This window comes from Escherichia sp. MOD1-EC6300 (assembly GCF_002965045.1).
GTDB classification, from domain to species: Bacteria; Pseudomonadota; Gammaproteobacteria; order Enterobacterales; family Enterobacteriaceae; genus Escherichia; species Escherichia coli_F.
Genome location: NZ_PTRH01000002.1, coordinates 298472 through 323504 on the forward strand (window position 1 = coordinate 298472; position 25033 = coordinate 323504).

Here is a 25033-nt window from a genome sequence, read left to right on the forward strand (position 1 = left end):
CGCTTTCCCGTTGGTAAGTCGTGTTGAAAACGGGCAGTCGCATCACTGCCCGTTGTGTTTTAATGGAAAATGACGTCGGGTGCGCTTAACGCCTCACTCAAATCAAACACATCAAGTGCGGCAAAAGTGACAGATTTATTGTCACGGTACACTCGAAGAGAACGGAAGCTCATTAGCGCTTTGCTATCAGCACTGTAGTGGTTAAAACCGGGTGAAAACTTAAGGACCAGCCGATACTCGCCCAGGTCATAGACACATGCGTCCTCAAAACCTGACTCCCAGCCTTTGTATCGCATTCCCATAAGTTGCCCAACGGTTGCGGATTTACCTTCCCAGCGAGTCAGGCTGTTACTGGCTGACTCGTCAGGTGTGAGCAGCACTGTGCGCCGCATCAACTGGCGAAAAGGCGGCATAATTTCGTAATCGGCAAAAACCTGTGCAAATTCACTGCGCATTTCTGCTGTCATTTCTAACGGGTGGGCAATGCCAATCAGATCATCCGCAGGCAGGTCAATTGGCTCATCTTGTGCGTTGCAGAATTCCCCCTCTGCGGCCACACGAAAGGCGTTGAGTAAACGACGCGGTTCATTTGCCGGATAAACCGCCCATATTAATCGCTGAGTAACCAGGCGGGTAAAGGGATGATTAACAAACAGAGAATGAAAATCTGCCAGCGACCAGCGTCGGGTGGTGCGCAGGGCAGTTTCAAGACGTGGGAGCAGGTTTTTGCTCACCTGAGTGGCATCTTTTTTTAGCCCTTTTAGTCGGGCCAGTGCCTCGGGTGCTTTCAGTTGATCGTCATCGGCGCGCAACCGGGGAACGCTTTTCTGGCGAACGTTTTGCTGATCAAAGATAACCGGGTTGAGGTTTTCATCGAAGCGAACGGTAAACTGCCGGGGTCCAAAATCAAATATCAACGCCTGCGGATCATCCAGGCCCAGTGTTGGGACTAATCTGTCCGCTAACTCTTCCTGGCTTAGTCCACGATTTTCTGCGACCACCTGAAGAAATTCCGCCGCGTTATCACGTAAGGGACGGGATTTCGCCCGTTGCGATATATGATGCAGCTGTATCAGCGCCATATCATTATTCATCAGGGTAAGTATGTTCAGGCCACTGACGGCACGGGCAGATTTGCCTTCCTGTGGCCAGGCGAGGATCTGTGTTGTCAGATCCCGAGCCGTGCTTTCGTCACCAAAGAGACTTAACGCCAAAAAAGCCCAGTTGTCTTTTGCGGGGGCGCCAGCCTGTTGCCAGGCGGTGAAGAGATCCCTGGCAAAAGCGGCCAGCGTTTGTGGCTGGCAGAACGTTTTCAGTTGTTCCAGCCCACAATAAAAACGTCCGCCCTGGGTAAAGCGCAGCATTTCGCCGATAATTTCCAGAGCATCATCAGTAACAGGTTGATTATTCGTGATAATTCTCGGTCTGGACCACATTGTCGGATGCCAGAAATCAGGGGCTTTGGGAATGCGTGCCGGGTAAATGTCCATTGGACCCTGTTTAAGTAATTGCTCCAGGGAAGGCCATACATCTGTACGCTGCCAACGATTGGCTACAGTTTGTAGCAATTCGCCATGTCCTTGTTCGTAAAGTAAACGCAGGGCAAGTAATGCAGCTTCGCTATTATCGCTGGATTTGGTGTAGACAAGAGGGATAAGTGCCGTAGCCGTATGCTCCGGCCATTGTAAAATCCACTGGCGAGCCAGATTACGCTGGCCCGCAAAACGATGCCAGACGCGGGCAACGGGCAGAGCCAGTTCTGTTGCGCCAAAATGAATCAGCAGCGGAAATATCTCTTTGGGATGTCGGGCAAAGGCGGTGATTAATCCGGGCAAAGCATCGGTACCCAGGACACTTAACAGATATTCTACCCCGGTGTAATGAAAATCAGCCGCGACAATTTGTTGCCAGCACGATACCGCCATTTCGCGCGGCATCTGCGCGATAAGGTACAGATTCCAAATCCCCCAACGCTTTTCATTACCATAGTAAAATCCGTGCTGAAAAGTTCGCCACCCTCCCATCAACGCAATGCTATCTTGTGCCAGTAATGATTTGGTGGCTTCTTCCCGGTACTGTTTAGATTTGGCCTGATGCGCGTGATAAGTATGCAAAAGTCCTATTGATGTGTATTCTTGCAGTTGCTGAGTATCAAAGGCATCCAGCTGTCCATTAAGAAGACGCTTATTAAATTCCAGGCTATGAACGTCAAAACCTAATTCCCGCAAGAAGGTATCCGCCCCTCTGTTAGCAAGACGTTCGTCAAAAGACATGGCGCTAAAATGGTCAATTGCAGTTTGCTGTTCCGGCGTCCAGTGTTTATTCGGCGACTTGTACGCTTGCGGTACAAGCGTAAGTTCAGGTAGCGAAAAGTGAGTTATGGAAGTCTTTTTCCTGCCACGCCATGGTGGTGAAACGAGGATTTCAGGCAGACTGCTGTTATTGGTGCTATCAATAACCGGTTTTGGCGAAGCCGATAAATAACTATTCACCACTGCCCGGGCTTGAGTACTTAACGACGGGATCACCTCTTCTGCCAGTTGTGGCTGCGATGCCATCAGCGTTTGTAACAGCGTATGCCAGTATTCATCACGTGCTTTTTGCTGTGCAGGCAGCTTTTTGTCTTCGATGATAGGATAACCAGGGCGCGCAGGGGGGGCTTTTAACGCCAGCAGTTCTGCCAGTGCGGCGAGCGTCGCATGGGGGAAGTTTTTACTGTATTTAGCCACACGTTGCAGGCTGGGTTTGTTTTTATCAGCCACCAGTAGCAAGGTGCGGATGACTTGCGGATGGTTAATTTGTACCAGCAGACTGCCGCAATCTTCTTTATGTGCATACATCGCGAGGCGCGGAACGGCTGCCAGTCCTTGTTCGCGCAAAAGGGCAGCGCAGGCCGCGTAGCCGAAGTGGTTTTCATGCGACATGTAGCTGGCTTCGCGATCGCTAAATATATCCTGACTCCAGTAGTGATCGAGTTTTCTGACCGCGCTGGGGTCATTAGCAACAACTTTTAACCACTCCTTAGAATGATAATGAGTCCGTGGGCATTCAAGGCCTATCAACTCATTGGCGATTTCTGGTTTCTCCGGGAGGATGAGTGCAATAAAAGGACGGCGAACTTTGGGTATTCCTGGCAGTGCGGCAATGAGTTTGTCGGCGCAACGCTGCCAGCAGCTTTCCTCTGCCAGAGAGAGATGCTTACGCAGTCGGAGATCGAATTCGTTATAGGTTTCTGAGCGATAACCATAGCCATAGCCATAGTCCTCCTTCTGATACTGCAATGTTACTACCAGAGGATCACTCTCATAACACCGTACAATAAACTGGCGTGCAATCACCACCTCAGTCGCATATTCCAGCCCCTCTTGTTGGACGATTTCGTCGAGTAACTGTTGGCTATCATTTTGCGCGATACAGGCTAGCGCCGCCATTGTCCGGGCCGGAATTGAGGGTTTGTGCTCGCCGATCAAGTTGATGGCTTGCGTAATGGCCGACTGCCACTCCAGTGAAAAATTTTCATAACGCCAGACAATGTTTTTTTTCTTCTCAGCAATGTGTAGCAATTTATCACCCAGTGTCTGGATGAGGCTTTCAGTGATAACAGGCACCGGTTCGCCCGGCCAATTGCGATGGCTGAGTGGTGTTTTGCCTTTTTTATATTTCAGTTCCAGTTGGGCGTTATCCGCCAGCCACGGTAATTCCTTGTCCATGCTCATTCCTTATTCAAACAGGGCTTCGATGTCGTTAATTAACTCGCTAGCGGTGATGTCATCGAGTGCGGAGAACTGCGCTTCCTGTGTTGAATCAATCCCCCAGCCATAGCTTTCTGCTTTGCCTTCCCATAGCCACAGCTTGCTTAAGAGTTGCTCGGCACTGAGTTCGGCTGGCGACATACCAACTGCAAATCCTTCATCGATTTCCATGATTAATGACCAGCGGCCCAGAGGTTTGATCATCCAGCCGATCCAGCCACCGTCCTGCGGTTCACCACGCATCCAGCCTTTATTCGCCAGCCCCATTACCCGACCGCTCGGGCATTTTCTGCCTGCCCAGCGGGTCAATTCGCTGGCATTGCGCTCGGTTTCTGTCAGGGCGTAACTGTTACGGTCGAGCTGGCGGAACGGCGGTAGCAGTTCGTAGTCGGCAAAAAGCTGACCAAAGGCGGCAGCATCCGTGGGTGATATTTCCAGAACGTGAGGAATGCCAACAGAGATATCGCCTTCCGGCAGGGTGAAAAGATCATCGTCAGCGGTGCTGTAGCTGTTATCTTCCGCCACACGGAAGCACGCCAGTAACTGGTTGTCTGCGCTATAAATGCCCCAAATCAGACGGCGGGTTAAGTGGCAGACCAGCGGATGCTCAACCAGAAAGAGCTGAAAGTTTTCTGGCGACCAGCGGCGGCGCAGGCACATGGCGGATTCCAGCCTTGCCACCTGCTGGGCGGCAACGGTACGCGCATCTTTTTTCAGCAGTTTGTAGCGGTTAACTGCATCGTTCGCTTGAGTTTCATCATCGCTTTTGTTCGGTTTAGGCAAGTCTTTCAGGCGGCTGCCGGAAGCATCACGCACAAACGGTTTTAAGGTTTCATCAAAGCTGACGGTGAACTGCCGTGGCCCGAAATCCAGCAGCAGCGAACCGTTATCATCCAGACCGAGATCCGGTGCTAACCGGTCTTCAAGCTCCGCCACCGTGAGTTCGCGGCTCTCGGCAATGTCGGCAATTTTTTCTTTTGCCCGCTCCTGTAATGCTTTGAATTTCAGTTTCTGGGCGATGCCGTTAAGCTGCATCAGGGCGATATCACTACCGATAGCAGCGAGAATATCCAGCCCGACGGTGGCGCGTTTATGCTGGGATTCACCAGGCCAGGCGCGAATCAAAGGCGTCAGTTTGCGGGCGGTATCATCGTTGCCGAGAACACCTAACGCAGTGAACGCCCAGCTTTCTTTCGACGGTGCGCCAGCGGTCTGCCAGGCGGTAAACAGATCCCAGGCAAATTCAGCCAGTGAGTCGGCGGTACAGGCATCTTTCACCTGCAATAATCCCGCATACAGAGCCTCTTCCTGAGGGAAGCGGAGCATTTCACCGAGGTGGAGGAGGGCGTTATCTGGCAGTGATTGGGCGTTTGCTTTTAATACCGGGCGTGTCCAGAGCGATGGCTGATAAAAGGCCGGAAGTGTCGGGATTTTAGTCGGGTGATTATCTAAGGGATCGAGCGCAAGTAGAGCGTTCACCGCATCGGTTACTTCCGGCTGGTTATAACGCTGGGCGATTTCTTGCAGTAATGACGGATAACCACTTTCAATCAACATACGTAAGGCGGCGCGGGCGTTATCCTGGGCTTCACCAGCTTTGCCGAGTGCCGCAGGCAACAGGCCGATAATGGCATGTTCCGGATATTTCAGCAGCCAAGTGCGGGCGTCTTGTCGTAGAGTTTTGAGTTTGTTAAAGGCGCGGGCGACGGCAGGAGCCAGTTCCGTTGCGGCAAAATAATTAGCAACCGCAAAACCTTCTTGAGGGTAGCGTGAAAACGAGTGTAGAAAACCACTCATACCTGCCAGTCGCAAATAAAGCATGACAGGTTTTACCGCGGTATGCGGCTCTTTGCTGAGAAACTCCCATAGTTTAATCGCTTTTTGCATAGGTAAAAAGGGAAGTGAGTTGAGATGCCACTCCCCCTGATACGGTGCATGGTGGGCTTTAAACATTTGGATGAGTGTAGCGAAGTCCTCACGTTCCCATGCGTCAATTGCCGAGTCAGAAGCGCCGATATATTTATATGTGTCAAAATCCCAGCGGCGATACCCCAGCGAGTAAAGGAAATCTTTAGCACCTTCACCTGGCTTATGCGATTCCCAGTCCCAATGAGTTTGAAACTCTTTTGCTTCTGTGTCGGTTATTGTGCATATGGATTTGAGTTTGAGCGGTGCTAAATCCAACACCGGAATCGTCGATTTTTTCTTTTTCGAAAGCCAGGGAGGTAAGACTAATACGGCTGGCAGTAGAGCGGCGCAGGCATGGTTTGACGGTTGTATCAGTTGTTGCTGGCATGATTTCAGCACTTCAACTGCGGCTGTCGAGAGCCAGGGAGTGACCTGTTCTGCCAGTGCCGGTTGCGAGATAAGCATCGTCATTAGCATAATGCGCCAACTATTCTCTTCTTTTTGCGCAAGAAGTTCCGCCAGTGCTGCCAGTGCTGCGTGTGGGAACGCAGCGCAGGCTTTCGTCATTCGATCGTGACAGCGTTTAGTAAGCCCGGCTACACGTATAAGCAGTGTTAATGCGAACGGATGATTGATATGACGCAACACATCGGCGCAGTAGTCACTTGCGGCATAGGGAGCAAATCGGGGCAGGGCTGCAACACCTTGCTCCTGTAATACGGTGGCTGACAATATCGCACCACAATAGTAATCATCAAAAATGGCATATGGCTCGTGATATTTTTCTAATGAGGCAAGAATGTGCTCATCAGTCGCCACTATTTTTAGCCACTCAAGCGAGGGTAATTTTTTTTTCCCCAGTAGACGCTGGGCAATTTCATGTGCAATTTCTGGTTTTTCGGGTAATAACAAAGCAATTAATGGTTGCCGCCATTCTGGAATATGTGGAATTGCGGCAATAAGTTTTTGTGCACATTTTTGCCAGAGAGACTCTTCCGCCAGTGATAAATGTTTCCGTAGGCGTAATTCAAAACTGGAATATTGCTGCAGGTTATCAGGTGCAATACCAGACGGCAGAATAATAATGGTATTATTCGCATAATCCCATTCAATATCAATCTGTTGAAGATGTATTACTACATCAGTAGCATATTCCAGGCCACCTTCCTGAACGAGCTGATCCATAACATCCTCACGCTCTTTATATCTCGTGCACTTCAGTTCAAGTGCCGTGAGTACAGCCATTACTGGTGATGGTAACTGTGTTGTTTTCAGGCAGTCGATCTGACTGAGCGCCTGGGAGATGGCGTTTTGCCATTCTAAAGAACAGGCGCTGAAATCAAATGTGGCTGTTTTATTATCCCGTTGCGACACGCTACAGGCTAAGCGACGTAACTGGGTCAAGTTGTCTGCTTGCTGAACAGGAACTCCGGGAAAGCGGCGATGGCTTAACGTGGTGTGTACAACTTCGGGCGGAAAAACGACAGCAATATCTTTCGCCAGCCACGGTAAAACATCATCTGTATTTTTGTCAGCCACACGGGCTTCTGCTACGCAAAAGGGTTGTTCCTGAATAATGGTGGATAAGGCCGCTACCTTGAGAGAATCCGTTACCGTTTGGGAAGGTTGCAAAGAATTATCCTTCGCTTGCCCCACATACCCCTTCTTCACCTTCTCCGCAATCAGCCTCAGTTCCGCTTTTTCCGCCGCCGCAGCATCAGCAAAGCTTTTTACCTGGCTTTGCCCGTTGGTACTGACTTTGCCCCAACTAATATGCAGCTCGTTTCCCTGTTGCTCCACTGCCCAGAATTTATGTGATTTTTCGTCCTGATAAATATAGGTTTTCATTGCTAATTCCTTTTAATTAAACAGTGATTCAATGTCGTTAATCAGCTCGCTGGCGGTGATGTCGTCGAGTACGGAGAAAGTGGGTGAGGATTGCTTACCATAGCGATCATAAGGGGCGGTGATTTTTACGCTTTCGACAGGCAGCAGGTCGCTATACCCCGTTTCGCCATAAATTAATGAAAAAGGTTCTGTTTCAAGTTCGAGAGCGCCATAAGGGGTAGATTTGCGCATCGCATAGACGCTGCCGCTTTCTTCCAGACGTTGCCAGCCTCGGCGCTCTAGCCCGACAATACGTCCGGCCTGACAGAGCTGTCCTTGCCAGCGTGTCAGGTCGTGGGTATTCCGTTCATTATCAGCAAGACGATAACTACCACGATCGAGCTGTTGGAAGGGGGGAAGCAGTTCGTAATCAGCGTAAATTTGCCTGAATGCAGCGGCAGATTCAGGGGGGATTTCCAGCACATGCGGTATACCGATGTTTCCTGCTGGCAGCGTGAATAACTCATCCTGCATATCGCTGTAAGTGCTGTCTTCTGCGACCCGGAAGCAGGCAATCAGCGTGTTTTCCTCAGTATATACTCCCCATAACAGCCGTCGGGTTAAGTGACGTACCAGCGGATGCTCCACCAGAAACAGGCGGAACTGTTCTGCCGTCCAGCGTCTGCGCTGGCACATAGCCTGCTCCAGACGATCAATCTGCTGACTGGCAATGGCGCGCACATCTTTCTTCAATTGTTTGAAGAGGTTAACGGCGTCAGTTGCCAGTGTTTTATCATCGCTCTGATTTGGTTTGGGTAAATCTTTCAGGACTTTGCCGTTTGCATCGCGCACTACAGGTTTTAAGGTTTCGTCAAAACCAACGGTGAATTGACGTGGGCCGAAATCCAGTATCAGCGAGCCACTGCTATCAAGCCCTAAATCTGAAGCCAGGCGGTCTTCCAGTTCAGCCATTGTCAGTCCGCGATTTTCGGCGACCATATTGATTTTGTCGCGGGCGTGTTCCTGCAATGCTTTGAATTTAATCTTTTGTGCAATGCCATTAAGCAGCATCAGCGCAATATCGCTACCGATACTGGCTAACACATCCAGCCCAGAAACCGCACGTTTATGCTGGGATTCACCCGGCCAGACCCGGATAAGCGGGGTTAGTTTACGCGCGGTGTCGTCATTGCCTAAAATCCCCAGCGAGGTAAATGCCCAGTTTTCTTTTGCGGGCGCGCCAGATTCCATCCATGCCGTGTAGAGATCCCAGCCAAAGTCAGCCAGTGATTCCCGGGTGAAGATTTCTCTAATGATATCCAGTCCAGCGTAGGCGGTAATGTCGCGAGGGAAGCTCAACATAGTGCCCAGGTGGCGCATAGCGTCATCGGACAGAGGCAGATTGTTACTTTTAAGCCGTGGTCTGCGCCATAAGGTGAACTGATAAAAGCCGGGCAGTGGGGCGATTTTTGCGGGATATTCTTCCAGCGGATCGCTATCGAACAATGTTGCCAGCGCAGCTAAAACATCTGGTTGATTATATCCTTGGGCAATTTCCTCAATCGTTTCTCGCTGGTTTAAATTCACCAGCAGGCGAAGCGCCTGGCGGGCACAATCACGATCTTTTCCTTGTTTGCCCAGTGCCACAGGAAGTAGCCCGGCGGTGGCATGGCGTGGGTAATCAGTTAGCCAGTTTCGCGTATCTTCATAAGACATTTTTTTCTGTAATTGTTGCGCCATCGGTAAGGCCAGGTCACTGACACCGAGGAAAAAGGGGAAGAAGCACAGACGTCGTGGATCACGTTGCAGGCAGGTCATAAATGAAGGTATGGCGGCGCTACCAAAAATTGCCAGAATATTTCCCTCATCAGAGTAGTTATCTTCTTTGACTATCTGGTTAAGAAAAGAAATGGCCTGTTGACCAGGCAGGTAACAGAGGGCAATGAGATTCCAGCTTTTGTATGCATTGTTATGGTATTGCACAAATTCAGCATTGAGTGCTGGAAAATCGAAGCGTAGCAGGGCATCAACGGCGCTTTGTGGCGCCGGAATTTTTTCGTAGATTTTTTCTCCGCTTTCCCGCCATTTTTCAAAACCAAGATGCCACAGTATTTGTTGCTCCGGTGTAAGCGGTATTAAGTGTTTCTCCCAGCTTGCTTTTTTTATCGGCGGCAGGTCGGTAAACAATGTTTGTTTTGTCGCCTGCTGTTGGGCTATTTGCTGGAAGCGGGTGACAAGGTAAGTACGGGTTAGTCTTTTGGCAATCTCGGGAGTGACATCAGAAACAGAAGGAACTGGAAGCACTGGAAGATCAAACACAGGCGTATTTTTCTTTTTCTCTTTGGTCATCCAGGGCGGCGAAACAAACAGCTCCGGCAACATATCCACAGTGGCATATTCACATTCTTCAGCTACTGGCTGCGGACGACATTCAGATAAGATGCCTGCCGCTTTAGCATTAACCCAGGGAATGACGTCACATACCAACTCTGGCCTGATGGTAATCAGTTTGATAAGTGCGTTACGCCACTGTGCATCTTCGTGTATTGCAAGCAAAGTAGCATAAGCGGCAATAGCTGCAGCGGGATGTTTTTGACAGGCTTTGCTTAAGTATTCCAGGTGCTTTTTCTTGCCAATCACAGCGAGGATCAGAATTTGAATCGCATCCGGGTGATTCGTTTTCCATAGCCATTTGACAAGATTTTCAGTCTCGCTGTTGCGCTCGAAAAGATAAGTGGGATTGTCAGAATGCTCTTCCGTAAACTCAAGAAGGATCTGGCTTACACCCCGAATTCCATTATTCGCCAGCAACATTGCCAGATAAGCGCGAAAATTACGAAAATCACGATACAACGGTGGGAAGTCGTATTTTTCCACTGTACTCAGAGCAGTATCATCGGTTATCACCAGTCTTAACCAGGTCATCGCCGGAACGTTTTGGTCTGCATAGCGTAGAGCCATAGCATTGGCAATATCCGGGCGTTCAGGGAGCAGTAACGCGGCAAAAGGTTGCCGTGCTGGAGATAGCGAGGGAATAGCCGCGAGTACTTTATCTACACAGCGTTGCCACTCATCTTCTGAAGTGAGTGAAAGATGATGACATAGACGTTGATGCCAACTAGGTAGCGATTCTGCTTCGTGATTAGGTGGAATGATGGTGGTTACTGCGCCTTTTACTGGTTTATATTTGAGTTGAATAGCGAGAAGGGCAATTTCAACGGCACTTTCCAGACCACAGCGAATGACTAAGTCATCGACCAATTCATCTGCAGAGTAAGAGTTCCAAAAACTCCAAAGCAATGCTGCATCAGATTGCGCACTTCCTGTCTGTTGACTACCCAGAATTCGCATTTGTAACTCAGCAAACGCCTGCTGCCAGTTTTCTGGATAAGAACGGTAATTGTTGTCGGGATCATATGCCCTGGTGTTATCTGCAATACGCTTCCATATCTCACCGTCTTTGCGCAGATAATTGATCTCTCTGGGGCGAGAGCGATGTGGAAAAGCAAATCGGTTAATATCGTCGGTTAGCGGAATGGCTGCATCATCAGCCAGCCATGGGCGTTTGTTTTTACTCTCAGGTGAAGTTTCAACTTCAGGAGTGACTTTGGTGACGGGGGGGATATGCACGTTTGCCGAAGCGTCTTCCACATAGCCTTTTTTCGTTTTCTCAGCGATAAGCTTCAGTTCCGCTTTTTCCGCCGCCGCAGCATCCGCAAAGCTTTTTATCTGGCTTTGCCCTTGGGTGCCAACTTTTCCCCAACTGATATGCAACTCGTTACCTTGCTGCCCCACCGCCCAGAATTTATGCGATTTTTCGTCCTGATAGATATAACTCTTCATCCGCGTTCCCTGTATTTATATCCAGTTATAAGCGGATGCTAGCAGTTAATGAAAAAAATTAAGAGCGTTGAACAAACAAGAAAACAACTTTAGGAATTCATAAAGAAAAGGCGCTGTCGATGCAGCGCCTTGAAGGGGGATTATTTCACCTGATGGCCCGGTTTAGCACCGGCATCCGGGCTTAGCAGGAAAATATCTTTCCCGCCAGGACCGGCAGCCATCACCATGCCTTCAGAGATACCGAAGCGCATTTTACGTGGTGCCAGGTTAGCCACCATAATGGTGTGACGACCAATAAGTGCCTGCGGATCCGGGTAAGCAGAACGAATGCCGGAGAAGACATTGCGTTTTTCACCGCCGAGATCCAGTGTCAGGCGCAGCAGTTTGTCAGAACCTTCAACAAACTCTGCGTTTTCAATCAGCGCCACGCGCAGGTCAACTTTAGCGAAGTCGTCAAAGGTGATGGTTTCCTGAATCGGATCATCTGCCAGCGGGCCAGTCACGGGGGCGGCAGTGGCTTTCACTTCTTCTTTAGACGCTTCCACCAGTGCTTCAACCTGCTTCATATCGATGCGGTTATACAGCGCCTTGAACGGATTCACTTTGTGGCCCAGCAGCGGTTGCTGGATGCCATCCCAGGTCAGTTCCGTATTGAGGAATGCTTCTGCACGCTCGGTCAGTTTTGGCAGTACCGGCTTCAGGTAAGTCATCAGTACGCGGAACAGGTTAATGCCCATAGAGCAAATCGCCTGCAGGTCAGCATCGCGACCTTCCTGCTTCGCCACCACCCACGGAGCCTGTTCATCGACATAGCGGTTAGCCAGGTCAGCCAGTGCCATGATTTCGCGCACTGCTTTACCAAATTCACGGCTTTCCCATGCTTCACCAATCACTTCAGCGGCATCCGTGAAGGTTTTGTACAACTGCGGGTCAGCCAGTTCGCTTGCCAGCACGCCGTCAAAACGTTTGTTGATAAAGCCTGCGTTACGGGACGCCAGATTAACCACTTTGTTGACGATATCGGCATTCACACGCTGAACGAAATCTTCCAGGTTGAGATCGATATCATCAATGCGCGAAGAGAGTTTCGCAGTGTAGTAGTAACGCAGGCTGTCAGCGTCAAAATGATTCAGCCAGGTGCTGGCTTTAATAAAGGTGCCGCGAGACTTGGACATCTTCGCGCCGTTCACCGTTACATAGCCGTGAACAAACAGGTTGGTCGGCTTGCGGAAGTTGCTACCTTCCAACATGGCAGGCCAGAACAGGCTGTGGAAGTAAACAATATCTTTACCGATGAAGTGGTACAGCTCGGCGGTGGAGTCTTTCTTCCAGTATTCATCGAAGCTTACGCTGTCGCCGCGCTTGTCACACAGATTCTTGAAAGAACCCATGTAGCCAATCGGTGCGTCCAGCCAGACGTAGAAATATTTGCCCGGCGCGTTCGGAATTTCAAAACCGAAGTACGGTGCATCGCGGGAGATATCCCATTGTTGCAGGCCAGATTCAAACCACTCCTGCATTTTGTTTGCCACCTGCTCCTGCAACGCACCGCTGCGGGTCCATGCCTGCAGCATTTCGCTGAAAGAGGGCAGATCAAAGAAGAAGTGTTCAGAATCACGCATTACCGGGGTAGCGCCAGAAACCACCGATTTCGGCTCGATCAGTTCAGTCGGGCTATATGTTGCGCCGCAGACTTCACAGTTATCGCCGTATTGATCCGGTGATTTACATTTCGGGCAGGTGCCTTTCACAAAACGGTCCGGCAGGAACATGCCTTTTTCCGGATCGTACAGTTGAGAGATGGTGCGGTTTTTAATAAAACCGTTTTCCTTCAGGCGAGTATAGATAAGCTCAGACAACTGACGGTTCTCTTCACTGTGCGTCGAGTGATAGTTGTCATAGCTGATGTTAAAGCCTGCGAAATCAGTCTGATGCTCCTGACTCATTTCGCCAATCATCTGCTCCGGAGTGATACCAAGCTGCTGAGCTTTCAGCATGATTGGTGTACCGTGGGCATCGTCGGCGCAGATGAAGTTGACCTCGTGGCCGCGCATTCGCTGGTAACGGACCCAGACATCAGCCTGGATGTGCTCCAGCATATGGCCGAGGTGGATTGAGCCGTTAGCGTACGGCAGTGCGCACGTCACCAGAATTTTCTTCGCGACTTGAGTCATAGTAGGCATTACTTCTTTGTAGTGAAAAGGGCTTAGATAGTACCAAATGGGGCATGGTTACGTAAGTCCTGTGCAAGCATCTTATGATGCATTATTAGGTAAGTACTTAGCTGTTAACTTCAGGTAAACTAATAGCGATAAGTTATCTTTATAAATAAGGAGTCGGGATGAACGAACAATCCCAGGCCAAATCACCAGAAGCCCTGCGCGCAATGGTCGCCGGGACACTGGCCAATTTTCAGCACCCAACCCTCAAGCATAACCTCACCACGCTGAAAGCGTTGCACCATGTCGCCTGGATGGACGACACGCTGCATGTGGAACTGGTTATGCCGTTCGTATGGCATAGCGCGTTCGAAGAGTTAAAAGAGCAATGTAGCGCCGAACTGCTGCGCATTACCGGGGCGAAAGCTATCGACTGGAAACTGTCGCACAATATCGCCACCTTAAAACGCGTGAAGAATCAGCCGGGAATTAACGGCGTGAAGAACATCATTGCGGTCAGCTCCGGTAAAGGCGGCGTGGGTAAATCCTCCACGGCGGTAAATCTGGCGCTGGCACTGGCGGCGGAAGGGGCGAAAGTCGGCATTCTGGACGCCGATATCTACGGCCCATCAATACCCACCATGCTGGGCGCAGAAAATCAGCGTCCAACTTCGCCGGACGGTACCCATATGGCACCGATTATGTCTCATGGACTGGCAACCAATTCAATTGGTTATCTGGTCACTGACGACAATGCGATGGTGTGGCGTGGTCCGATGGCGAGCAAGGCGTTAATGCAGATGTTGCAGGAAACCTTGTGGCCGGATCTCGACTATCTGGTGCTTGATATGCCGCCAGGCACCGGTGACATTCAATTGACACTGGCACAAAACATTCCAGTAACTGGCGCGGTAGTGGTCACCACCCCGCAGGACATTGCGTTGATCGATGCGAAAAAAGGCATTGTGATGTTCGAGAAAGTCGAGGTTCCGGTGCTCGGTATTGTCGAGAACATGAGTGTGCATATTTGCAGTAACTGTGGTCACCATGAACCGATTTTCGGTACCGGTGGTGCAGAGAAACTGGCCGAGAAATACCACACGCAGTTGCTGGGGCAGATGCCGTTACACATTTCCTTACGTGAAGATCTCGATAAAGGCACGCCAACAGTTATCAGCCGTCCGGAGAGCGAATTTACTGCTATCTACCGCCAGCTGGCTGACCGCGTTGCAGCCCAGCTTTATTGGCAGGGAGAAGTCATTCCTGGCGAGATTTCCTTCCGCGCGGTCTGACGCGCATTAACCTTTTTGGTTGTTTTTTATACACCGCAGAGATGTTACATTGATGCGGTGTATTTGTTTTTGCCGCATTAATGAACACTTATTTAATGCTGCGAATATTCTGCGGACCTTCGTCCGAAACTCTATAAAGTCGATTGATCGTACAGGCAATGCATCATTATCATCCTTCGTGGCTGTGTAGTGGATGTACAGCTATAGTTTGTTATGCACTCATTCTATCCAGGCATAACCTTTACTACAGGGATAACGTTCAATGAATAAGTACTGGCTGTCAGGAATTATTTTTCTTGCCTATGGAATGGCTTCTCCCGCGTTCTCTTCACAGACTGCCACATTAACGATTAATGGCAGGATCAGTCCCCCAACATGCAGTATGGCTATGGTTAATGGTCAACCTCAACAGCATTGTGGTCAGTTAACGTATGATGTTGATACCCGTCATCAGGTTTCTTCGCCAGTCAAAGGTGTGACGACAGAAGTGGTTGTTGCAGGTAGCGATAGCAAACGTCGAATCGTGTTAAATCGCTACGATTAATTTGCCACCCTGGTTTTTTAAGCGGATTTAGAAAGCTGAAATCATTCGTGTGAATGATTTCAGCTTTTTTATTGATATTAATAATACCATTTAAAAAAATCTGCATTAATTAATAGATGTGATAAATATTTAATATGCTTAAGTATTTGTTGTATTTATATTGCAATAGTTAATTTGTTTTAAATCAATAAAACAATATGTTTACATTGCGGCAACTTTTTTGATGTGAGAAATTTGTTTCCAAGAGATACAGACTCTTAACAACCAAAAAATAAATTTTATTAAGGGACATATTATGAAACGTTCAATTATTGCTGCCGCTGTCTTTTCTTCTTTTTTTATGAGCGCTGGGGTATTTGCCGCAGACGTTGATACCGGAACATTAACCATTAAAGGGAATATTGCAGAATCTCCGTGTAAATTCGAAGCGGGTGGCGATTCAGTAAGTATTAATATGCCAACTGTACCAACCACTGTCTTTGAAGGTAAAGCTAAATACTCGACCTATGATGATGCAGTCGGTGTAACCAGCAGCATGTTAAAAATTAGCTGTCCGAAAGAAGTTGCTGGTGTAAAACTCTCGTTGATTACCAACGATAAAATAACCGGAAACGATAAGGCGATAGCCAGTAGCAACGATACCGTGGGGTACTATCTCTATTTAGGTGATAACAGCGATGTCCTGGATGTTTCTGCACCTTTTAACATTGAAAGTTATAAAACAGCGGAAGGTCAATATGCTATTCCGTTTAAAGCAAAATACCTGAAGCTGACAGATAATTCAGTGCAATCAGGTGATGTGTTATCTTCTCTGGTTATGCGTGTGGCGCAGGATTAATAAATAAAATTTCAAATTTCTCCAGGTAATAAACATGGCCGCTATCCCCATGGCGGCCTTTTAATTTAAGAGGCATTAAGATGAAAGGATTATTAGCTTTACTCATTTCTTCTATGGTCCTTCCTGCACATGCCGGTATTGTCATCTACGGGACGCGTATTATTTACCCGGCAGAAAACAAAGAAGTGACGGTGCAGTTGATGAATCAGGGAAACCGTTCTTCGCTGCTGCAGGCGTGGATTGATGATGGCGATACGTCGTTACCACCAGAAAAAATTCAGGTTCCTTTCATGTTAACGCCACCAGTGGCAAAAATAGGGGCAAATTCCGGGCAGCAAGTAAAAATCAAAATTATGTCGAATAAACTGCCCACTAATAAAGAGAGCATTTTTTATCTGAATGTTCTGGATATTCCACCAAATAGTCCAGAGCAAGAGGGCAAGAATGCACTGAAATTTGCAATGCAAAACAGAATCAAATTGTTTTACCGGCCTGCGGGTATTGCACCGGTAAATAAAGCGACATTTAAAAAGTTACTGGTAAATCGCAGTGGCAATGGATTGGTGATAAAAAATGACTCAGCAAATTGGGTAACGATTTCGGATGTCAAAGCTAATAATGTCAAAGTCAATTATGAAACTATTATGATTGCCCCCTTAGAAAGTCAGAGTATTAATGTCAAAAGTAATAATGCGAATAACTGGTATCTGACCATTATCGATGACCATGGCAACTATATTAGTGACAAAATTTAATTGCAGGAGCTGCCTATGTTGAGAATGACCCCACTTGCATCAGCAATCGTAGCGTTATTGCTCGGCATTGAAGCTTATGCAGCTGAAGAAACCTTTGATACCCATTTTATGATAGGTGGAATGAAAGACCAGCAGGTTGCAAATATTCGTCTTGATGATAATCAACCCTTGCCGGGGCAGTATGACATCGATATTTATGTCAATAAGCAATGGCGCGGGAAATATGAGATTATTGTTAAAGACAACCCGCAAGAAACATGTTTATCAAGGGAAATTATCAAGCGGTTAGGCATTAATACCGATAACTTTGCCAGCGGTAAGCAATGTTTAACATTTGAGCAACTTGTTCACGGTGGGAGATATACCTGGGATATCGGAGTTTTTCGTCTCGATTTCAGTGTACCGCAGGCGTGGGTGGAGGAACTGGAAAGTGGCTATGTTCCACCGGAAAACTGGGAGCGGGGTATTAATGCGTTTTATACCTCTTATTATGTGAGTCAGTATTACAGCGACTATAAAGCGTCGGGTAATAGCAAGAGTACATATGTACGTTTTAACAGCGGGTTAAACTTACTGGGGTGGCAACTGCATTCTGATGCCAGTTTCAGTAAAACAAATAGCAATCCAGGGGTGTGGAAAAGCAATACCCTGTATCTGGAACGTGGATTTGCCCAACTTCTCGGCACGCTTCGCGTGGGTGATATGTACACATCAAGCGATATTTTCGATTCTGTTCGCTTCAGCGGTGTGCGGTTGTTTCGTGATATGCAGATGTTGCCTAACTCGAAACAAAATTTTACTCCACGGGTGCAGGGGATTGCTCAGAGTAACGCGCTGGTAACGATTGAACAGAACGGTTTTGTGGTTTATCAGAAAGAGGTTCCTCCTGGCCCGTTTGCGATTACAGATTTGCAGTTGGCCGGTGGTGGAGCAGATCTTGATGTCAGCGTGAAAGAGGCGGACGGTTCGGTAACCACCTATCTGGTGCCTTATGCAGCAGTGCCGAATATGCTGCAACCCGGCGTGTCGAAATATGATTTTGCGGCAGGTCGTAGCCATATTGAAGGGGCGAGCAAACAAAGTGATTTTGTTCAGGCGGGTTATCAGTATGGTTTTAATAACTTATTGACGCTGTATGGCGGATCGATGGTCGCGAATAATTATTACGCGTTCACTTTGGGCACAGGCTGGAATACACGCATTGGTGCCATTTCCGTCGATGCCACGAAGTCGCATAGTAAACAAGACAACGGCGATGTGTTTGACGGGCAAAGTTATCAAATTGCCTACAACAAATTTGTGAGCCAAACGTCGACGCGTTTTGGTCTGGCGGCCTGGCGTTATTCGTCGCGTGATTACCGGACATTTAACGATCACGTTTGGGCAAACAATAAAGATAATTATCGCCGTGATGAAAACGATATCTATGACATTGCCGATTATTACCAGAACGATTTTGGCCGTAAAAATAGCTTTTCTGCCAATATGAGCCAGTCATTGCCAGAAGGCTGGGGTTCTGTGTCCTTAAGTACGTTATGGCGAGATTACTGGGGGCGTAGCGGCAGCAGTAAGGATTATCAGTTGAGTTATTCCAACAACCTGCGACGGATAAGCTATACCCTCGCGGCAAGCCAGGCTTATGACGAGAATCATCATGAAGAGAAACGTTTTAATATTTTTATATCGATTCCCTTTGATTGGGGTGATGACGTTACGACGCCTCGTCGGCAAATATATATGTCTAACTCAACGACGTTTGATGATCAGGGTTTTGCCTCAAATAATACGGGATTATCGGGAACCGTTGGAAGCCGGGATCAATTTAACTATGGGGTCAACCTGAGTCATCAGCATCAGGGAAATGAAACGACAGCTGGAGCGAATTTAACCTGGAACGCGCCGGTGGCAACGGTGAATGGCAGTTATAGTCAGTCGAGTACTTATCGACAGGCTGGAGCCAGTCTTTCAGGGGGCATTGTCGCCTGGTCGGGTGGCGTTAATCTGGCGAACCGTCTTTCCGAAACGTTTGCTGTGATGAATGCGCCAGGAATTAAAGATGCTTATGTCAATGGGCAAAAATATCGCACAACAAACCGTAATGGAGTGGTGGTATACGACGGAATGACACCTTATCGGGAAAATCACCTGATGCTGGATGTGTCGCAAAGCGATAGCGAAGCAGAATTACGTGGCAACCGGAACATTGCCGTCCCTTTTCGCGGCGCGGTTGTACTGGTTAATTTTGATACCGATCAGCGCAAGCCCTGGTTTATAAAAGCGTTAAGAGCGGATGGGCAACCATTAACGTTTGGTTATGAAGTCAATGATATCCACGGTCACAATATTGGTGTTGTCGGTCAGGGAAGCCAGTTATTTATCCGCACTAATGATGTACCGCCATCGGTTAATGTGGCAATTGATAAACAACAAGGGCTCTCATGCACAATCACCTTCGGTAAAGAGATTGATGAAAATAGGAATTATATTTGCCAGTAATAATCGGGTGGCTCTATGAAAATTCGCATAATGTTATTTATATTAATTATGATGGTAATGCCTGTGAGTTATGCAGCATGTTATGGAGAGTTATCTGCTCAGCATAATTTGGCTGTTCAGGGGGATTTTGCACTGACTCAAACACAAACGGCGACATATGAGCATAATTTCAACGATTCATCATGTGTGAGTACAAATACCATCATTCCCATGAATTCATCGGATATTATTGTTGGGCTGTATAACGATACTATTAAATTAAATTTACATTTTGAATGGATCAATAAAAACAACATCACGTTGTCAAATAATCAGACCAGTTTCACCAGTGGTTATTCGATAACGGTAACACCTGCGGCTAGTAATGCAAAAGTAAATGTTTCTGCGGGGGGCAGCGGTTCAGTGATGATTAATGGTGTTGCGACATTATCCAGTGCTTCATCATCGACACGCGGGAGTGCTGCAGTACAATTTTTACTGTGTTTATTCGGTGGCAAGTCATGGGATGCATGTGTAAATAGCTACAGAAATGCATTGGCACAAAATGCAGGTGTCTATTCCTTTAATCTGACATTGTCATACAACCCGATAACCACAACCTGCAAACCGGACGATTTATTAATTACTTTAGAGAGTATTCCCATTTCACAATTACCAGCTACAGGTAACAAAGCAACAATAAATAGTAACAAAGGGGATATTGTTCTGCGTTGTAAAAACTTATTAGGTCAACAAAATCAAACATCACGGAAAATGCAGGTGTATTTATCAAGTTCTGATTTGTTAACCAACAGCAACACAATACTGAAAGGTGCGGAAGATAATGGCGTAGGATTTATTCTTGAAAGTAATGGTTCTCCAGTCACACTTTTAAATATCACTAACAGCAGTAAAGAATACACAAATTTAAAAGAAATTGCGGCAAAGTCAAAACTTACAGATACAACGGTTTCAATTCCGGTAACTGCCAGTTACTACGTCTACGATACAAATAAAGTTAAATCTGGCGCTCTGGAGGCTACCGCCTTAATCAACGTGAAATATGATTAATAACAAGTAAGACGAGCAAGTGGCTAATAATAAAAAATAACAAGGTGTCTGCATTTCCCCCTCATGATGAGGGGGCTTTTTTTAGCGATGATAAAAAATCTCACCGTCGTAGGCTTTAATGATTTTACCGTCGGCATCGTTGATCAACACGTATGCGCCACCCATATAGGTCCAGTGCGTTCCGGCATCAGGAGCGGGCAGGTTACGTAACTGCCACTGCTTAATGTTGTACTCATCGGTGCGGTACATCTCTGGGACGGTATCGCCTGGTTTGAAATGCTTAAAGTCAGCAATGAAACTGCTTAACTCATACTTAGAAATTCCCGAGGTATTGGTCGAACCCGCGGTGGCTGGTGCGGCCCAGGCGGCACTGGTAACCAGCAATAGCGCACCCAGCAACATCTTATTTTTAATGGTCATATACTCTCCACTTTGGGGATCTGTAATATCAGTCGCATATCTTTCCTGCCATACAATATAACTGACAAGCGATATTTTGTTAGTGATCCCATGATTTCGTAAAAAGTGTAAATGAAAGGATGCCCTAAAAGCATCCTTAGCGAGCAGAGAGCCAGCGGAAATAGCTGATTTAAGAATCATCCTGGGCTGAAGATAACATGCAGCCTATCGCATAATGCCCATAAAGCCATGCACGCCCATATACACCCCAACTAAGCCAATCAACAGACTGGAAAAATAGGGCGCACGTTTAGCGAGAGTGTTAAATCCGCTCCAGCGTTTTGCGACCTGCTGAACGCTGATTGCTGCGCCAACGCCTACGGTGACTAGCGTTAACGCCAGGCCAATGCTGAAACTGACGACCAGTGTTGCGCCTAGTGTCAGGGCTTTCAACTGAATACAAATCAACAGCACGGTAATTGCTGCCGGGCAGGGGATCAGTCCACCTGTTAACCCAAACAATAAAATTTGCCAGTTGGTCACTTCTCTGCCATTGAAGCGTCGTTTGATGTCATTGGCATGGGCTCGTGCATGAGCATCCTGATACTCCCCATGTTCGTGATGGTGATGATGTCCATGGTCGTGGTGATCTTCGTGATCGTGATGATACTCATGATCATGCCCGTGCATATTCTCCAGCCAGTTGCGTTCGCCGCGCCAGGTACGCCAGAACATCCAGAACGCGGTGCCAATAATGATCACCGCGGAAATCAACTGGAGCCACGGTTCTGCAGATTGAGCAGTAAAACGTTTGCTGATCACCATCCCGCCAAAGGCAATCAACCAGACCACCGCGGTATGCGAAAGGGTTGCTGCCAGTCCGAGCATCACCGCCTGTTTAATGGTGCCTTTGATGGCGATGATAAACGCCGCCATCATCGTTTTTGAGTGCCCTGGTTCCAGGCCATGAAGCGCACCAAGTAAGATGGCGCTGGGAATGAAGAACCAGGCGTTTCCTTGCTGAAGAAGAGTGGTAAATTCGGTCATGATAATAATTCTTAGTATTAATTCGGCAATCCGATTCTACTCCCCCCCAGTACCTGATACTACCCCCCAGTAGAATAATAGTGCTATGATTTTTCATGTTCTTGTTAACCAGGTGTTGCCATGTCTCATACAATCCGTGATAAACAGAAACTGAAAGCGCGTGCCAGTAAGATTCAGGGTCAGGTCGTGGCGCTCAAGAAAATGCTCGACGAGCCGCACGAATGCGCAGCTGTTCTACAACAGATTGCTGCTATCCGTGGCGCGGTAAACGGTCTGATGCGGGAAGTGATTAAAGGTCATCTGACGGAACACATCGTTCACCAGGGGGATGAGCTAAAACGTGAAGAAGATCTGGATGTCGTTCTGAAGGTGCTGGATTCATATATCAAATAATTTCACAACGTTATTGTAATCCCGCCGTTTTTCCTCGTTTACAACGTGTGCGCGGGACATTACCATCCATCTCTGCGATTCATCATCGCAACCAAACGACTCGGGGTGCCCTTCTGCGTGAAGGCTGAGAAATACCCGTATCACCTGATCTGGATAATGCCAGCGTAGGGAAGTCACAGACCACCAGGTCATTGCTTCTTCACGTTATGGCAGGAGCAAACTATGCAAGTCGACCTGCTGAGTTCCGCGCAATCAGCGCACGCGTTAAACCTCTTTTACCAACACTCTCCTCTTGTGCATTGCATGACCAATGATGTGGTGCAAACCTTTACTGCCAATACTTTACTGGTGCTCGGTGCATCGCCAGCGATGGTTATCGAAGCAGAAGAGGCCAGTCAATTTGCGGCTATCGCCAGTGCCTTGCTAATTAACGTCGGCACGCTGACGCAGCCACGCGCACAGGCAATGCGTGCTGCCGTTGAACAGGCAACACACTCCCAAACGCCCTGGACGCTTGATCCGGTCGCGGTTGGCGCACTCGATTATCGTCGCCGTTTTTGTCATGAACTTTTATCTTTTAAACCGACAGCGATACGTGGTAATGCTTCGGAAATCATGGCATTAGCTGGCGTTGCTAATGGTGGACGGGGAGTGGACACCACTGACGCCGCGGCTAACGCGATACCTGCTGCACAAACACTGGCACGGGAAACTGGCGCAATCGTCGTGGTCACTGGCGAGGTGGATTATATTACCGATGGTCGTCGCACCGTTGGCATTCACGGCGGCAATTCGTTAATGACCAAAGTGGTAGGAACTGGCTGTGCATTATCGGCAGTTGTCGCTGCCTGTTGTGCATTACCAGGCGATATGCTGGAAAATATCGCATCTGCCTGTCACTGGATGAAACAAGCCGGAGAACGCGCCGTCGCCAGAAGTGAAGGGCCTGGCAGTTTTGTTCCCCATTTTCTTGATGCGCTCTGGCAATTGACGCAGGAGGTGCAGGCATGAAACGGATTAACGCTCTGACAATTGCAGGCACTGATCCCAGTGGTGGCGCAGGAATTCAGGCAGATCTCAAAACGTTCTCTGCACTTGGTGCTTATGGTTGTTCAGTAATAACCGCCCTGGTAGCGCAAAACACCCGAGGCGTGCAATCGGTGTATCGCATAGATCCTGATTTTGTCGCCGCGCAGTTGGATTCGGTGTTCACTGATGTGCGAATCGACACCACTAAAATCGGTATGTTGGCGGAAACCGATATTGTTGAAGCGGTGGCAGAACGGTTGCAACGTTATCAGATCCAAAACGTGGTACTCGACACCGTTATGCTGGCAAAAAGCGGCGACCCTCTGCTTTCACCTTCGGCGGTTGCCACGCTGCGCAGTCGATTATTGCCACAGGTTTCATTAATAACGCCAAACTTGCCCGAAGCTGCCGCCTTGCTCGACGCGCCACACGCGCGCAACGAACAGGAAATGCTGGAACAAGGGCGATCGCTGTTGGCGATGGGCTGTGGCGCAGTGCTAATGAAAGGTGGTCATCTGGATGATGAGCAAAGCCCGGACTGGCTGTTTACTCGCGAGGGGGAACAACGGTTTACTGCACCGCGCATTATGACCAAAAACACCCACGGCACTGGTTGTACGCTCTCTGCGGCGTTGGCTGCACTGCGCCCGCGCCATACAAACTGGGCTGACACCGTCCAGGAGGCAAAAAGCTGGCTTTCATCGGCGTTAGCCCAGGCCGACACGCTGGAAGTTGGTCACGGTATTGGTCCGGTTCACCACTTCCACGCCTGGTGGTGAGCACCTTACTATAGCTGCTTTGGTTATTGTCAGTATTTGGCGCTGACATTCAGGGATGAAACCAATGCAGCTGAGAATCACCAGTCGAAAAAAATTCACCGCTTTATTATGCGCTCTTGGGCTAATTTCCATCGTTGCAATTTATCCGCGTCAGACGGTGAATTTTTTCTATTCGACAGCAATTCAGATTAAAGACTACATCCACTTCTACGGTTATCGTCCGGTTAAATCTTTCGCTATTCGCATTCCTGCCAGTTACACCATTCACGGAATAGATGTTTCGCGCTGGCAGGAGCGGATCGACTGGCAGCGGGTGGCAAAAATGCGCGATAACGGTATTCGCTTGCAATTTGCCTTTATCAAGGCGACGGAAGGCGAAAAACTGGTGGACCCGTATTTTTCGCGTAACTGGCAACTAAGCCGCGAAAATGGCCTGTTGCGTGGGGCGTATCATTATTTTTCCCCGTCGGTATCCGCCTCAGTTCAGGCGCGATTATTTCTGCAAACGGTGGATTTTGCCCACGGTGATCTCCCTGCTGTGCTGGACGTAGAAGAGCGCGGAAAATTATCGGCGAAGGAATTACGCAAGCAGGTAAGTCAGTGGCTAAAAATGGTCGAAAAAAGCACAGGAAAAAAGCCGATTATTTATGCAGGCGCGACGTTTTATCACACGAATCTGGCGGGGTATTTCAATGAATATCCGTGGTGGGTGGCTCACTATTATCAACGTCGTCCGGACAATGACGGCATGGCCTGGCGCTTCTGGCAGCATTCCGACCGTGGACAGGTAGATGGCATTAATGGTCTGGTGGATTTTAATGTGTTTAATGGCACGGTGGAGGAGCTGCAGGGATTCGTTGATGGGATTAAAGAAACGCCTTAAATAAGAAGCAGTGATATACTCCCACCAGACTCCCTGGCA

General features: G+C 48.3%; 16 protein-coding genes and 1 riboswitch. Of the genes, 10 read left to right on the forward strand and 6 right to left on the reverse strand.

Translation table 11 applies throughout. From position 1 onward, the window contains the following. Window positions 1-59 precede the first annotated feature (59 nt). From BGE37_RS04160 to metG, 4 genes are all read right to left on the reverse strand, one after another. A complete protein-coding gene (locus BGE37_RS04160) occupies window positions 60-3710 on the reverse strand; it encodes a DUF4132 domain-containing protein (RefSeq protein WP_105276888.1) in 3651 nt (1216 codons plus the stop codon). Between the two features lie 9 nt (window positions 3711-3719). Continuing rightward, window positions 3720-7508 (reverse strand): DUF4132 domain-containing protein, encoded by a 3789-nt coding sequence (locus BGE37_RS04165; RefSeq protein WP_105276889.1) that lies wholly within the window; start codon window positions 7506-7508, stop codon window positions 3720-3722. A 12-nt stretch (window positions 7509-7520) separates the two neighbouring features. Beyond that, window positions 7521-11330, reverse strand: coding sequence for a DUF4132 domain-containing protein (locus tag BGE37_RS04170; protein WP_105276890.1), 3810 nt, complete (start codon window positions 11328-11330; stop codon window positions 7521-7523). Window positions 11331-11470: 140 nt separating this feature from the next. Next, the gene (gene metG / locus BGE37_RS04175) at window positions 11471-13504 is read right to left on the reverse strand and encodes a methionine--tRNA ligase (protein ID WP_001360779.1); all 2034 of its coding nucleotides are present in this window, start codon (window positions 13502-13504) and stop codon (window positions 11471-11473) included. A gap of 167 nt (window positions 13505-13671) precedes the next feature. Between metG and apbC the strand changes: the two genes are divergently transcribed. From apbC to BGE37_RS04210, 6 genes are all read left to right on the forward strand, one after another. Continuing rightward, the gene (apbC, locus tag BGE37_RS04180; RefSeq protein ID WP_001005448.1) at window positions 13672-14781 is read left to right on the forward strand and encodes an iron-sulfur cluster carrier protein ApbC; all 1110 of its coding nucleotides are present in this window, start codon (window positions 13672-13674) and stop codon (window positions 14779-14781) included. A 262-nt stretch (window positions 14782-15043) separates the two neighbouring features. After that, window positions 15044-15325 (forward strand): YehE family protein, encoded by a 282-nt coding sequence (locus BGE37_RS04185; RefSeq protein ID WP_001046488.1) that lies wholly within the window; start codon window positions 15044-15046, stop codon window positions 15323-15325. Window positions 15326-15620: 295 nt separating this feature from the next. Further along, the gene (locus BGE37_RS04195; protein WP_000830468.1) at window positions 15621-16163 is read left to right on the forward strand and encodes a fimbrial protein; all 543 of its coding nucleotides are present in this window, start codon (window positions 15621-15623) and stop codon (window positions 16161-16163) included. Between the two features lie 80 nt (window positions 16164-16243). After that, window positions 16244-16918 (forward strand): fimbria/pilus periplasmic chaperone, encoded by a 675-nt coding sequence (locus BGE37_RS04200; protein ID WP_105282114.1) that lies wholly within the window; start codon window positions 16244-16246, stop codon window positions 16916-16918. Between the two features lie 15 nt (window positions 16919-16933). After that, entirely contained in the window at window positions 16934-19414 is a 2481-nt protein-coding gene (locus BGE37_RS04205) for a fimbrial biogenesis outer membrane usher protein (RefSeq protein WP_105287806.1), read from the forward strand. A 15-nt stretch (window positions 19415-19429) separates the two neighbouring features. Then, window positions 19430-20464: a putative fimbrial-like adhesin protein gene (locus BGE37_RS04210; RefSeq protein WP_105287807.1), complete on the forward strand. Its 1035-nt coding sequence runs from the start codon at window positions 19430-19432 to the stop codon at window positions 20462-20464. A gap of 81 nt (window positions 20465-20545) precedes the next feature. On the opposite strand, the gene rcnB is transcribed toward BGE37_RS04210, so the two are convergent. Then, window positions 20546-20884 carry a Ni(II)/Co(II) efflux transporter accessory subunit RcnB gene (gene rcnB / locus BGE37_RS04215; protein WP_105287808.1) on the reverse strand — a complete coding sequence of 113 codons (339 nt, stop codon included), beginning with the start codon at window positions 20882-20884 and terminating at the stop codon, window positions 20546-20548. Between the two features lie 204 nt (window positions 20885-21088). Beyond that, window positions 21089-21910 (reverse strand): nickel/cobalt efflux protein RcnA, encoded by an 822-nt coding sequence (gene rcnA / locus BGE37_RS04220; protein ID WP_105287809.1) that lies wholly within the window; start codon window positions 21908-21910, stop codon window positions 21089-21091. A 120-nt stretch (window positions 21911-22030) separates the two neighbouring features. On the opposite strand from rcnA, the gene rcnR reads away from it, so the two are divergent. From rcnR to BGE37_RS04240, 4 genes are all read left to right on the forward strand, one after another. Next, on the forward strand, window positions 22031-22303 hold the full coding sequence (gene rcnR, locus BGE37_RS04225; RefSeq protein ID WP_000019944.1) for a Ni(II)/Co(II)-binding transcriptional repressor RcnR: 273 nt from the start codon (window positions 22031-22033) through the stop codon (window positions 22301-22303). Window positions 22304-22394: 91 nt separating this feature from the next. Further along, window positions 22395-22491, forward strand: a riboswitch (TPP riboswitch). Between the two features lie 34 nt (window positions 22492-22525). Continuing rightward, window positions 22526-23314 (forward strand): hydroxyethylthiazole kinase, encoded by a 789-nt coding sequence (gene thiM / locus BGE37_RS04230; protein ID WP_105287810.1) that lies wholly within the window; start codon window positions 22526-22528, stop codon window positions 23312-23314. Then, window positions 23311-24111, forward strand: coding sequence for a bifunctional hydroxymethylpyrimidine kinase/phosphomethylpyrimidine kinase (gene thiD / locus BGE37_RS04235; RefSeq protein ID WP_105287811.1), 801 nt, complete (start codon window positions 23311-23313; stop codon window positions 24109-24111). The genes thiM and thiD overlap by 4 nt, the downstream gene beginning before the upstream one ends. A gap of 64 nt (window positions 24112-24175) precedes the next feature. Next, complete coding sequence (locus BGE37_RS04240; RefSeq protein WP_105287812.1) at window positions 24176-24994, forward strand: glycoside hydrolase family 25 protein; 819 nt, start codon at window positions 24176-24178, stop codon at window positions 24992-24994. Window positions 24995-25033: the final 39 nt, after the last annotated feature.